The following is a 13,255-nucleotide window of genomic DNA, read 5'->3' on the forward strand; positions in this document are numbered from 1 at the left end:
CAGGCGCGCCCTACCGTCGGGTTCATGGGAAGCTCCCTTGGTCTGGGAACCATGCACTCGGCCCATGAACCCGTCGCTGGTAGGGCGAGTCCGTCCCGGCGAGTTGCTCGACGTGCCTGGAACACGTTCGAATCGGCTCGCTGGGGACAGGCGCGCCCTACCGTCGGGTTCATGGGAAGCTCCCTTGGTCTGGGAACCATGCACTCGGCCCATGAACCCGTCGCTGGTAGGGCGAGTCCGTCCCGGCGAGTTGCTCGACGTGCCTGGAACACGTCCGGACCGGCTCGCTGGGGACAGGCGCGCCCTACCGTCGGGCCAGCGACATCCCGCCCACGAGCGCTTTCGCCAGCGAAGCGGTGCCTTGCCGGGTGGCCGGTGTGACGCCGGGCGCGTACCACTCGCAAACGATGCGGTCGTTACGCACCACGAGGAAGGTGCGGGTTTTTTGCTCGCCATCCGCGCGCGAATGGCCTCCAACCGCTCCGGGGACATGCCCTGGCTTTCGGGAGAGGCGGCTTGCCACTCGAATTGGGCTGCGCCGCAAGAAATCGCTGCCAGGACGGCAAAGCTCAACACCCCGACGCGCCAAACCAAGGCCGAATGCCCAAAGGCCGGATGTCGAAAGAATGCCGAAGCAGGCTCCTGCCGAGCCAATGCCATCGAAGAGAAGCGCCGCAGGAGCGTCGCTCCACCGCGTTAACTGAGGGGTTATGATCCAGTCCATTACCCGACGCAATTGCGCGTGATATCCCGCAAGGTTCGCGTGCCCGCGTGTTTCATGGCGAGATCCAGTTCCAGCCGCAATAGGTTCAAGACCTTTTCGACTCCGGCCTGGCCAAAGGCGGCTAACCCCCAGATGTAAGGCCGTCCGATGCAGACAGCTCTCGCGCCGAGCGCCAGCGCTTTGAAAACATCCGTGCCCCGCCGAATTCCGCCGTCGATCAGGACCGGCATTTTGCCGGCCACGGCCTCCAACACTTCCGGCAAGCTGTCCAATGTTCCCCAGCCGCTTTCCTCGGCCCGGCCGCCGTGATTGGAAACCAGGATGCCATCGACCCCATGTTCCACGCTCAGACGGGCGTCCTCACGCGTGACAATGCCTTTGAGGACGATTTTCATCGTGGTCTCTTGGCGCAGCCGATCCACGAAATCCCAGGTCAAGCCCGCGTAAAGATTGCTCGTGACGCCGGTTGTGTTGAGGCCTTGATACATCGGTTTGTGGCGTCCGAACACTCTTGGTGAATGGCATTCCGCGCAGTCGCGATCGTCGGTGCGCCGAAACCGCTGAAACGTCTCGGTGCTGCGGAAGCTGAGTTGATCCACCGTGACCGTCACCACGCGACAGCCCGCGGCCTGCACGCGCTTCAGCAATCCCCGTGTCACTTCCCAACTGGAAGTCGGGTACAACTGATACCACACCGGACTTCCGTAGGCCGCGTTCACGTCTTCGATGGAGCTTGTGGTTTGGGTCGAGAGGATCATTTGATGTCGTTGAGCTTTGGCGCCCCGGGCGACGGCAACTTCTCCGTCGTCGTGAAAAGCTTTCTGGCTGCCCACGGGAGCCAGCAGAATCGGAGACGCCAGTTCCTCGCCCAAGAGCCGCGTAGAAGCGTCGATCTGCCGCACATCGACCAAACGCCGAGGGCGAATGTGGTACTTGGAAAATGCCGAGCGATTGGCCCGCAGCGTGGCGTCGTCTTCGACGCCGGTCGCCAGATAACCCCAGTGTGCTGGAGGAAGTTTGGCTCGCGCCGCGGTTTCAAAATTGAAAACGTTCAAAGCCGCTTCGGGCGAAGCGATCACCGGTTCGACGGCGGCCGCCGCGTGAGTTTCTGAGAGGGATCCCTCGGACAAGAGCAGCCGCGCGGCCGGCGCGAACAGAGGGCTGCCGGCCAGAAACTTCAAGAACGCGCGGCGGTTGGCGAGAGCGGCATGGGATTGGGGAGAGCGAAGTGTGCGCATACGCTTTGGTTCCGATCCCATTTGACATTAAGAATCACAACGCGGCAAGCTGCCACCAAATTAACCACGGATTACACGGATGAACACAGATTGGAACGTCGTTGGCTCAACTCACCCCCTTCCCTATCCGTGTGAATCGTGCAATCCGTGGTTAAAACTGCAAAGAAAGGCTGCACTATGAAGCACTGGACACGGCGAAATTTCGTGAAAGCGTCAGGCGCAAGTCTTGCCAGCCTGGCGTCTTTGAACCTTCCGAACACGTTCGCGCAAAGTTCACCCAACGAGCGCATCCGCCACGCGGTCATCGGCACCGGCGGCCAGGGAACTGGCCATTGCCGGGCCTTTGCCAAGTTGAAAGATTGCGAGGTTGTGGCCGTTTGCGATCTCGATCCGGCCCGGCGTGACAAAGCCGCGGCCAGCTTGCCCAACGCCAGTCACGTGAAGAAATACGACGACTTCCGGCGGTTGCTGGAGGACAAATCGATCGATACCGTGAGCATCGCGACCTGCGACCACTGGCACACGCCGATCGCGTTGGCGGCGATTCTGGCCGGCAAACACGTTTATGTGGAGAAACCTTGCAGCCACAACGTGCAGGAGAGCCGGTTGCTGGTGAAAGCTGCCCGGCAATACAAAATCTGCGTCCAACACGGCACGCAACGGCGAAGTTCCGGCGAGGCGATGGCGGCGGTTCAGGCCTTGCGCGATGGCGTCATCGGAAAAGTCCTGGTCGGCAAAGCCATCAACCATCAGTTGCGCAAGCCGATCGGCCGCGCCCCGGTGAGCCAGCCGCCGGCGGGCGTGAACTACGACTTCTGGCTGGGCCCGGCGCCGGCGCGCGCATTCACGAATAATCGCTGGCACTACAACTGGCACTGGTTTTGGGATTACGGCTGCGGCGACCTCGGCAACGACGGCATCCATCAAGTCGATGTCGCGCGTTGGGGCCTCGGGGTCGATTACCCGAAGGCCGTGGTTTGCTCCGGCGGGCAACTGTTCTACGACGACGATCATGAAACGCCGGACACGCAAACCGTCATCTGCGAATATGAGAAGTGCCATCTCATTTACGAAATGCGGCTCTTCACGCCTTACGCGCTCGAAGGCCACGACAACGGCAACGTCTTTTACGGAACGGAGGGCAAATTGGAGATCGGCCGCAAAGGCGCCGTCGTGACCCTGAAGGACGGCGCGGTCAAGAAAATCGACGGGGCCGGTGAGAACAACATGGAAAACTTTCTCGCGGCGGTCCGGGCCAACGATCCCTCCCGGTTGAATGCGCGCATCGATCTCGGCGCCATTTCGGCCGATCTCTGTCATCTCGGCAACATCGGCACGCGCCTGGGCGGCCAGCGTCTTGAATACGATTACGTCTCCGGAAGAATCACCCGCTGCGGCGGGCGCGAAGCCGAGGCCAACGCGCTGCTCACTCGCCCTTATCGCGCCGGATACGAACTCCCGTACGGCGGTTGAGGCAACGTGGTTCAATGCCGTTGAGGCGGCCTTAGCGTAGGGCAGGCATCCTGCCTGCCTATTCTGCGTCGTTCCCCACCATAGCAGCAAAAAGCAGGCTGGAAGCCCGCCCTACTTTGTAGGAACTCAGTCCGCACGCGGTTTCCAGATTCCACGAAGCAGTAAAGCGATGCGTTGCGGGATCGCGTTTGATCCTGCTGAATACAAAACCCACTCGCGGCGGTGTCTTGATTAGTGTGAAAGAACGCACGTCTCCTGAACCGACGCCTACACAGGAGTCTCGACCTCCCTCTTACCGCGTCTGGCTCATCGCGGTGGGCGGTTTGCTGGTCATTCTGTTTGGACTCTTCCAGCGGCCTGGCCGGCGCGAGCAGGCTCCCGCGAATACCGCACTAGAGGCACCGCGATCTGGTTCCCCGTCTCAAGCTCCGGTCTCGACGCGTCCCAGAATCGAGATCGCTTCGTGGCCGAGTCGATCATACGACAACGTGTCCACAGCCACATCATCGTCACGCAGAACGGTCTCGCGGATTCGGGTTACCTGGATTACTTACGTCGATTTGCTTTACGGCGAGCGATTGAGCACGCTGACCAAAGACGAGAGCCAACGCGCGTTCAAAAGTTACATGGACGACGCGCTCAAACGCCTGGACCACGACGAAAAATTTCCCAACGAGCCAAAGCAAATTCGCCCCGGCGAGAATGTCCGCAGAAACAGACTACCCCAAAGACTGGGCGGCAATTCAATCTGTTCTGAAATCCGAACGCTCTGGTGCTGTGCCGTGAACCGGGTAAGGACGGATTCTCCTCCGTCCCTCACTCCGTCCCTGACCTTACTCTGCGAATCGAAAAGAGCCATTCCAGGGACGCGGTGGAACGCGTCCTTACCCGTTCAAGGGGCTGTGCATGGCCAGGAAGATCGCGGTAGGGCGAGCCTGTCCCCAGCGAGCCAAGTCGGACGCGTTCCACGCACGTCGAGCGGCTCGCCGGGACGGACTCGCCCTACCGGTTCGCAGTCTCTGAAGTCACAGCCAGCCGCGCTTGTTTTTCCGACAGAAGGATAAGCTGACCAAGCCGCCGCCAACGCGTTTCTTCTCGCTTCGCGCTCATCACCCACCAGCAGGCCATTCGCTGATAGCCCGGTGGTTGTGCCCGGAAGAATTCCCAGGCCTTTGGGTTCGTCCGGAATTCCTTCTCGTGGGCGCCTTCGAACTTTTGAGGCCGGTCTTGAACGGAGTAGCCCGACTTCCTGCGGTCCCGCGCCTCAAACGCCTTCAAGCCCGGCGCCGTCATCCGGCCCGATTTCTTCAAGGCCTCGGCGCGCCGCATATTGATCAGGCTCCAGTTGCTTTTGGCTTTCCGGGGAGAGAAGCGATGCGTGTAACTCAACTCGTCCACGCGCTTCTTGATGCCATCGATCCAGCCAAAACAGAGCGCTTCATGATAAGTGATGCCGGTCTTGCCGGAGTCCTTCTTGTAAAAGCCGACCCAGAGCTCGGACACTTTGGCGTGGTTCGCTTCCAGCCACCGGCGAAATTCAGACGGCGCTTTGAAATAGACGATTTTCATTCCGGACTGTCGTCACTCTTTTGGCTCTCTTGGCCGGAACGATTCAGATTCAGATTCAGATGGGGAGCGCACGCGCCCTAGTTCCCAACTGAATCGTTCCGCTTTTAGCGCTTTAACGACTCCTGCGCGCGCCCGGTCATGGGCACGAAGCGCACAGGCAAAACCGCTTCGCGCCGCAACTGGCCGTCCGCGGCTTTGGTATAGATCACGAGGTCTTGTTCGGCCACGCCTTCGGGCACCACCAGGCGGGCGCCAGGCTTCAATTGATCGATCAATGGGCGTGGCACGCGCGGCGGCGCCGCGGTGACGATAATGCCGTCGAACGGCGCCGCCTCCGGCCAACCCAGATAGCCGTCACCCGCTCGAACCTGGACGCTCTTGTAATTCAGCCGCGCCAGCGTCGCGCGGGCGCGCTCGGCCAGACTGGGAATGATTTCGATGGTATAGACTTCGACACCAAGTTCCGCGAGCACGGCGGCCTGATAGCCTGAACCAGTCCCGATTTCGAGGACGCGCTGGCCTCGCTTGAGCCGCAACGCCTCGGTCATGAAAGCGACTATGTACGGCTGGGAAATGGTTTGATCCTCGCCAATGGGGAGCGGGTGATCGTTGTACGCATGGTCGCGAAGCCGTTCCGGGACGAATTCATGCCGCGGCACGCGGCGCATCGCGACGAGCACCTCGGGATCTTTGACGCCGCGCGCTTCGATCTGGTCGCGCACCATGGCTTCACGAAGGGCTTCGCGCGAATCGCCTCCGGCGAGCGGAAGGCCGGTCTGAACTTGCGGTCCGCCGCATCCGGCCAGTGCCACGACGAGCAATGGACAGGATTTGAACAGCCGCGAGTTCATGAGCCGGAGCCGGCCTGAGATCGCCGGACAAACCTTCCGGCTGCGTGGCCGGGCGTGGCTTCGGAGGAACATGAAGGAACGATATCATGAAAGGACTTTTCCCACCACCTGGCGTTCCACGACGCCAGTAAGCCGCTGGTCCAATCCGGAGTGAAAATAGGTCAACTGACGGTGATCCAGCCCCATCAAGTGCAGAATCGTGGCGTGCAAATCGGAAACGTGAACCGGCTCCTGCGCCGCCTTGAAGCCGAACTCATCCGTCGCGCCGATGGCCTGGCCGCCCTTGACACCGGCGCCCGCCAGCCACATCGAGAAGCCGTGCCAATCGTGATCCCGGCCCGGTTTGCCCACGCCTTCGCTCGTGGGGGTGCGGCCAAATTCCCCGCCCCAGATCAGGAGCGTTTCGTCCCAGAGCCCGAGGCGCTTGAGGTCCGCCATCAACGCCGCGATCGGTTGGTCGGTTTCGCCCGCGTGCAGTTTGTGATTCGTGATGCAATCGTTGTGGCCGTCCCAGGTGTCTTCGATGTGGCCGCCGCCGGAATACAATTGGATGAACCGCACACCGCGCTCCAAAAGCCGGCGCGTGATCAGGCATTTCCGGCCGAAGTCCGCGGTGCGCGGCTCGTTCAGGCCGTACATCGCTTTCGTCGCTTCCGTTTCCCGGCGGAGATCGACCACTTCCGCCGCCGCCGTTTGCATGCGGAACGACAGTTCATACGACTCGATCCGGGCCGCGAGTTCGGATTCATGCGCGCGCAACGCGAAGTGTTCCTCATTGAGTTGTTTGAGCAAATCGAGGCTGTGGCGCTGCGTGCGCTCGGTCGTGCCGGCGGGCGTCGCCAGGTCGAGCAACGGCGTGCCCTGGCTGCGGAAGAGCGTCCCTTGATATGCGGCGGGCATGTAGCCGCCCGACCAATTTGAAGCGCTGCCAATGGGGCCGCCGCGCGGATCGGTCATCACCACGAAGCTCGGCAAGTTTTCGTTCATTGAGCCCAGCCCGTAGCTGAGCCAGGCGCCCAGCGAAGGTTTGCCGATGAACACGCTGCCGCTGTTCATTTGCAGACAACCGCTCGCGTGCGCCGCCGTGTCCGTATACATCGAGCGGATCACGCACAGGTCGTCGGCGAACTGCGCCGTGCAGGGGAACAGGCTGCTGATCTCCAGTCCGCTCTGCCCATGCTTCCGGAACTCGAACGGGGATTGCATCAAATGGCCGATGGGCCGTCCGTTGGAGCCGACCTTGGCGTCGCCGGAGTAAGGCTGGCCGTGCCATTGCGTGAGCGCCGGTTTGGGATCGAACGTATCGACCTGGCTCGGCGCGCCGTTCATGAACAGAAAGACGGCGTGCCTGGCCTTCGTCGGGAAATGCGGCGGCTTCGGCGCCAGCGGATGTTCCGATGGATTTCCGCCCGTGGCAGCTTTGGCCGTGAAAAAACCGCTTCGCGTCAGCAGGTCAATCAGCGCAAGCCCCGCGAAACCGCCGCCGACTTGCCAAAGGAATTCCCGGCGCGTGCGGCCGCAGGGGGTAACGTTCGGGTCGAAACGTGTGGAGTTCATAAGAGCGTGTCCGAAAATTCCGCGGGGTCCTGCGGCGAGGGATTTTGGTTGTGGCCAAGGCGGCGAGGTTCGAGCATCCCCTCGCGGGCTGTAAGGACCGAGCCAACGGAAGTTCGGATCCACCGGGACAACTCCTTTGACCTCTCCGCGCTCAAGCGTCGCTTGCTTTCAGTCCACATAAACAAACTCGTTCAGATTGAACACGACCCGGCACAATTGCACCAGCGCCTGTTCTTCCGGGGTGCGATTCAAACTATCGGTCAGCGAAGTCTTCTCCCTCTCTTCCCGAAGGGAGGAGAGGGCTGGGGAGAGGAGGGGCGTCCGATCTCGCTTTTCCAAGAAACCCCTCTCTCCAGATCTCTCCCCACTCGTTCCTCGCGGGGAGAGAGGGAAGCCAATCGAATCGCGACTGACCGACACTTCTGATCGCGCCTGTTCTTCCGGTGTCGCCGCCGCGCCATACTTAGTCTCCCTGCGCGCGGCTTCGGTCTCGCGACGCAAGAATTCCTTCATCGCCGCAACTTCCGTGGCGCGCGGCGGGCGGCACAACGCGAGGCGCCAGGCCAATTCAATTTGTTTCGACGCGTCGGCGCCGGCCTCGCGCCGGAGCCGTGCGGCAAAATGCCGGGCTTGTTCATTCACGAATTCGCCATTGAAAAGCGTCAGCGCCTGCGGCGCGACGGTCGTAACCTGGCGGCGCGCGGAACTGCTCACGGTGTCGCAGAGATCAAGCACTTCCAGCATCGGCACCACCAGCCCGCGCTTGATGAACGCGTACACGGTCCGCCGGGAGCGCTCGGTTTCGTCCGACGCCTTCCAGATCGATTGCTTGTCTGTATTGGCTTCGATGGCTTGAGCGGGGATCACCGGAAACATCGGCGGGCCGAACATGGCCGGATTGAGCTGGCCGCTCACGGCCAGCACCGAATCGCGAATCGCTTCGACTTCGAGGCGGCGATACGGGAGATAACTGAGCAGGCGGTTTTCCGGGTCCATTGGTGCGTAATCCGGATTCGGCGTGCGGCTCATGCGCCAGGCGCGGCTGGTCAGGATGAGCCGGTGCAGTTTCTTGATCGACCCCTGCGCGTCGTGCGCGAACCAGTGCGCCAGCCAATCGAGCAATTCCGGATGCGTCGGCGGTTCGCCCATCACGCCGAAGTCACTCGGCGTCCGCACAAGGCCGGCACCGAAATGCTGCTGCCACACGCGGTTCACAAAGACACGCGTCGTCAACGGGTTGTCGGGACTCGCAAGCCACTGCGCCAGACCGAGCCGCCGGCGCGAGGTTCGCGCGTCCGGAGCTGGAAATTCCGGCTGAGGCTTTGCCGCCACGGCGGGAACGGCCGGACTGACCGGATCGCCTGGACGTTTCGGATTCCCGCGCAGCAAGACGTGCGTCGCCGGCGGAATCGGCGACGGCTCGCGCATGAAGTAAGCCCGCGCCAAATCCGGCGTGGCCGCGCGCAGCGTTTCGATGGCGCTTTGATTGTCGGCGAGCTTCTTTCGAGTGTCCTCAGGCATGATCCCGGCCAGTTCGGCCTCCAGTTGCTTTGCGGAACCGTTCACGAGTTTCTTCTGCTCCAGGTTGCGTTTGTCGGGAGCCGTTCGAAAGGCAGCCATCGCCTCCGCGGATAACTTGCTGCGACCGGACTTGAAATGGTTTTCGCGCAAGTCTGCGCGGACCTCCTCGTTCTCTCGGTTCAGCTTCTCGATCTTTCGATCGCGCGCGGCCAGCTCGGCGAGTTCTTCGGGCGAACCGGCGGGCAACGCCAGCTCGGTGCGCCCGTTTTGCGGACGTTGAAGGGGATTGAACACTGCGACCATCGAATAGTAATCCCGCGTGGAAAGCGGCTCGAATTTATGGTCGTGGCAGCGCGCGCAGCCCAGCGTGAGGCCAAGAAAAACCTGCGAAGTCGTCGAGACCATGTCGTCGAGTTGATCGAACCGGTCGGCGTCGGGATCGGCCGGTTCGTCATCCCAATGGCCGAGGCGGTGGAAGCCGGTTGCGATCAAGCTCTCGGCGTCGGCGTCCGACAATTCGTCGCCCGCGATTTGTTCCAGGATAAAACGGTCGAACGGTTTGTCGGAATTGAACGCGCGGATGACGTAGTCGCGGTAACGCCAGACGAAAGGCTTCGCCGCGTCGCGTTCGTAGCCATTGCTGTCCGCGTAGCGCGCGAGATCCAGCCAGTGACGCGCCCAGCGCTCGCCATATTCCGGTCGGGCGAGGAGCGAATCGATCACATCATCAAGCGCGGCCTCAGAACGCAGGGCGAGCTTCCAGCCTGCCGGTTCGGGCGGCATCCTGCCGCGCTCGAATCCATCCTGTTCCTCCAACGTGGGCGGCAAACCGATGAGATCGAGGTAAACCCGGCGCAGCAGTGCCGAAGGCGCAGCCTCCGCCGCAGGCCGCCAACCGCGCGCTTCCAGTTTGGCGAGCACGAAACGGTCAATCGGATTTCGGCACCACCCGCCGTCGTTGACCTCCGGCACGGGCGGCCGTTGAACCGGACGAAAGGCCCAATGATCCGATAGGGCTGGTGCTGCCGAAGAAAAAACGATCTGGCTCAGGATCAGGCCAATTCCAATGGCGCTCCCCGATTGTGGGTGGCCCCGAACTTTCAAGTCAGTGCTCTGGAGATGGGGTAGCACGTCAGAATCATACACGATATTAGGCCACGTTCGCCAACTGATTATCTGGAGGAACCTAACCCTCAGTAAGCGACAGTGGAGCAAGGCTCCCGTCGAGCCATTCGTCGATGGCGATTGGCTCGCGCTTGCGCTCCCGGATCGGCTTCGTCGTTCTCCTTCACCCCGGCCCTCTCCCGCGTAAACTGTTAGCGCTGGTAGGGACGGATTCCACTCCGTCCCTGACTAATCCTTGAGGCGTTTCTTGAAACGGAGAGACGGACAACGGAAAAACCAGAAGCCTCCGTTGGCCCATCGTCTCTTCCCGGGTGGCAGTCTGCCTCAAGGCTTGATTTGGAACGGAGTGGAATCCGTCCCTACCAGCGCTGCTCGGAAACATTGAAAAGACCGGTTCGCCTCTCATGGCGTCGTGCCGAGGAGAACCAGCCGATAGAATCGCGCGCTGGTCGTGGCGCCTCCGCCGCTGGCGCGAACGCTATTGTTGCCGGTCTTTTGTACCGTCGCGCCGCTCACAGGTTGCCAGGCCTTCAAGTCCGCGCTTTCCTGCAGTTGATACTGGCCGGCGGGTGCTGGGGTCGTGAAGTCGATGGTAACTCGGTCATTGGCTTTGGCTAAGCCGAGCGCGGTGACCTTGGGGCTGGCGGCGACAATTTCCAAACCGCCCGGCTCCCCGATCAATTTCCACTGATCGGTATCCGCGTCATTCTCGAAGGCGCCCTCGGCGGCATACACTTCATAATACGCCGCGCCGACGCGTTCCCAGGCAATGAACTCGATTTCATAAACGCCAGCGGCGATGCCTTTGAGAACGCCGCGCGTGTTGCTGTCGCCGGTGTTCGTTTGAAAAACCATGAACTCCTGGAAATTCTCGTCGCGTTCGCCGTTGCCGGTGACGCTGGCGAAAGGCGCGCCGATGAAGCGAAGGCCAAATCCTTCGTCGCTATGAACGCCGAGGGTCCAATCGCCAGCACGCGGAATCTTCACTCGGGCGCGCGCCACAATCACGAAATCGCTCTCGGTGAGGCCCTGCGCCTCAGCAGGGATCGGTTGGTCATCCGGGATCAACCCGCCGGAGCCAGGAGCGGCGGTCTCGCCAAGATTGATCGCGGAGACCGCCGTGTCGTGGATTTTTCCCGTGAATCCGGGCTGATTCGCCTTGAGCGCGATGTCCACGGCGGACACGAGCGCGTCGGCCCGGCCCGCATTCCAGATTTGGCGGAAGCCCCACTTGCCCGCGCTGCTGCCCGGACCGCCGAGACCGTTCAAAGGAAAGAACGGGTTGGGCAAAGTGAAGGGCGATTCCAGGATGAGGCTCGCGCCGGTTGAATCTTTCGTTTCCACTTTCAACGTATGGCTTGAACCGGCCAGGAATGGCGCCGCGGGCTTGTATGTGAGTGTCGTGACCAGCCCGGCCTTAACCACCGACGCCGTGACGGGCGATCCGTCCACCGAGAGTTTGACCGTGGCTGGATCGACGACGCTTTTGCCCGCGTCTTCGGTCTCGACAATCACCTCGGTGAGCCGGGCGGTCACCTTCTTGACGGTGGCGCGATCGATTTCCGGTTTGTCCGAGACATGCACATCGAAACGGTCGGCGGTGACGACGCCGTTGCCCAGCACGCGAACGCGGAGGACGTGGTCGCGGTTGGGCAGGATCGGGCTGCTCCAGACGAGCACCTGTTCTTTGCGTTGCGCCGCTTTGTAAATCACCGTGTACTCAGTTCCGCCGTCAATCGTTGCAATCGCGGATCCGTGATGGCTGGCGACCGTGGCGAACAGGTCAATCTTGACGCCTTTGAATTTCACCTCGAAGTAGGCGTTGCGGGCGTCGGAGTAATGGTCGTTGTTCTTGAAGCGCGGATCGTTCACGTTGCCCGGCGCGAGATTCCACGTGCCCGTGTATCGGATCTGGTTGACGCCGTCGCCGATGTCGGCATTGTCGTCGATCTGCACGATGCGATCCGCCACGAACTCGCGCACCACGCAATTCACCGTGACCCACCCGACCAGGCCCGTGCGATCGGTCGCGACGACCCGGAAGGCGTGGTCGCCTTTCGCAGGCGCTTTCACCGCGAGGGTGTACGGGCCGGCGGTCTTTTCCGCGAGCTTGGTGTCGCCGTCAAAATACTCGACTTTGAGCAGGTTGTTGTCCCGGTCCGTGATGCGGGCGTCGATCGTGATGTCCGTGCCGAAGGGAATGACGTCCGCCTCGTGAGGATTCGCGACAATCACGCTGGGCACTTCGCCTGCGATATCCCCGCTTTCGAATCGCGCCTCTGCCAGGCCGACGGACCAGCCGTGTCCCCAGTTGGTGATCCCTTTCAGTTTGACCAGGCGCACGTTGGTTCCGACGACATTGAAAGTCTGCGCGGTCTCGCCGCCCTCTTTCAAGGTGATGACGGCAATGGCGGTGAAGTTGGCGTTGATCATGTTGGCATCCGGCGACACCAGCACTTCCACTTCTTTCATGCCGCGATCGGTGCTATCGGCGACGTTGTAATTCCAGAGATAAACTTTGGTCAGATCGACCGTCTTGCCCAGATCAAGGATGGCGTCGGCGCGGATGGAGCCAACGACGGACCACATTTCGGCGTTGTCGCGGCTATGAAGCGACGCGACGGAACCGATGCCCGGATTATCGAGGCCCTGCCCATTGATGAGCGCGTCTTGCGTGGTTTCGCCGTTGGAGGCAAGCACGGCGACGGGTTGAATAAACTCAGCGCGGAGAGAGAGGGTCGTGAGGAGGAGCGCGACGGCGAGCCGGACCGTCAGCAGCCGCCCAAAGAAGCTTGGTTTCATAGAAAGGTTTGGGGTTTACAGGCGGACTTTAGAACTGCGGGCGCATCAGGTCAATCCGGTGGATTCCAACATTCCATCATTGAAGGTGGGGCGAGGCTCCCGCCGAGCCAATGATGCCATCGAAGACAGGTTCCTATCCGAGTTCATCCGTGTCATCCGTGGGCAAAATCTTCGCGGGAATGATTGATTCTGACAGTTGGGCCGTGACCTTCGTTGCCTTTTTTCAAAAACCATCTCGATGTGGCGGGACGGCTCGGTCATCCCTAAGCTAAGTGGTCCATTTCATAAATACGCTCACGTTCGCGGCAAGGGATTTTTCGGCCAGACGAGGCGCGAGCGACGAGCATATCCCGAAGTGGATCTGTAAGGAGCAAGCAACGAAGTCTGGCGAAAAA

8 protein-coding genes are annotated in these 13,255 nt (G+C 61.4%); 1 reads left to right on the forward strand and 7 read right to left on the reverse strand.

Going from position 1 to position 13,255, the window contains the following annotated elements:
- Positions 1–594, reverse strand: a 594-nt coding sequence (locus FJ398_19225) for a hypothetical protein (protein ID MBM3840053.1), incomplete at its 3' end; no start/stop codon positions are given.
- A 129-nt stretch (positions 595–723) separates the two neighbouring features.
- The gene (locus tag FJ398_19230; GenBank protein MBM3840054.1) at positions 724–1,962 is read right to left on the reverse strand and encodes an alpha-hydroxy-acid oxidizing protein; all 1,239 of its coding nucleotides are present in this window, start codon (positions 1,960–1,962) and stop codon (positions 724–726) included.
- Between the two features lie 177 nt (positions 1,963–2,139).
- Between FJ398_19230 and FJ398_19235 the strand changes: the two genes are divergently transcribed.
- Positions 2,140–3,435, forward strand: coding sequence for a Gfo/Idh/MocA family oxidoreductase (locus tag FJ398_19235; GenBank protein ID MBM3840055.1), 1,296 nt, complete (start codon positions 2,140–2,142; stop codon positions 3,433–3,435).
- A 1,002-nt stretch (positions 3,436–4,437) separates the two neighbouring features.
- Here the strand turns inward: FJ398_19235 and FJ398_19240 are convergent.
- The 5 genes from FJ398_19240 to FJ398_19260 form a co-directional block, all read right to left on the reverse strand.
- The gene (locus FJ398_19240) at positions 4,438–5,004 is read right to left on the reverse strand and encodes a bacteriocin-protection protein (GenBank protein ID MBM3840056.1); all 567 of its coding nucleotides are present in this window, start codon (positions 5,002–5,004) and stop codon (positions 4,438–4,440) included.
- A 104-nt stretch (positions 5,005–5,108) separates the two neighbouring features.
- Positions 5,109–5,855, reverse strand: coding sequence for a protein-L-isoaspartate(D-aspartate) O-methyltransferase (locus tag FJ398_19245; protein ID MBM3840057.1), 747 nt, complete (start codon positions 5,853–5,855; stop codon positions 5,109–5,111).
- Between the two features lie 84 nt (positions 5,856–5,939).
- The gene (locus tag FJ398_19250) at positions 5,940–7,412 is read right to left on the reverse strand and encodes a DUF1501 domain-containing protein (GenBank protein ID MBM3840058.1); all 1,473 of its coding nucleotides are present in this window, start codon (positions 7,410–7,412) and stop codon (positions 5,940–5,942) included.
- Between the two features lie 168 nt (positions 7,413–7,580).
- Entirely contained in the window at positions 7,581–10,148 is a 2,568-nt protein-coding gene (locus FJ398_19255; GenBank protein ID MBM3840059.1) for a DUF1553 domain-containing protein, read from the reverse strand.
- 312 nt (positions 10,149–10,460) lie between these two features.
- Positions 10,461–12,860: a hypothetical protein gene (locus FJ398_19260; GenBank protein ID MBM3840060.1), complete on the reverse strand. Its 2,400-nt coding sequence runs from the start codon at positions 12,858–12,860 to the stop codon at positions 10,461–10,463.
- Between the last annotated feature and the right edge of the window lie 395 nt (positions 12,861–13,255).

This window comes from Verrucomicrobiota bacterium (assembly GCA_016871535.1).
Taxonomy (GTDB): Bacteria; Verrucomicrobiota; Verrucomicrobiia; order Limisphaerales; family SIBE01; genus VHCZ01.

Bases quoted from the DNA above. Each gene is read 5' to 3' on its own strand.
- FJ398_19245 (MBM3840057.1), bottom strand. From the start codon at position 5,855: ATGAACTCGCGGCTGTTCAAATCCTGTCCATTGCTCGTCGTGGCACTG.
- FJ398_19230 (MBM3840054.1), bottom strand. From the start codon at position 1,962: ATGCGCACACTTCGCTCTCCCCAATCCCATGCCGCTCTCGCCAACCGC.
- FJ398_19240 (MBM3840056.1), bottom strand. From the start codon at position 5,004: ATGAAAATCGTCTATTTCAAAGCGCCGTCTGAATTTCGCCGGTGGCTG.
- FJ398_19235 (MBM3840055.1), top strand. From the start codon at position 2,140: ATGAAGCACTGGACACGGCGAAATTTCGTGAAAGCGTCAGGCGCAAGT.
- FJ398_19260 (MBM3840060.1), bottom strand. From the start codon at position 12,860: ATGAAACCAAGCTTCTTTGGGCGGCTGCTGACGGTCCGGCTCGCCGTC.
- FJ398_19250 (MBM3840058.1), bottom strand. From the start codon at position 7,412: ATGAACTCCACACGTTTCGACCCGAACGTTACCCCCTGCGGCCGCACG.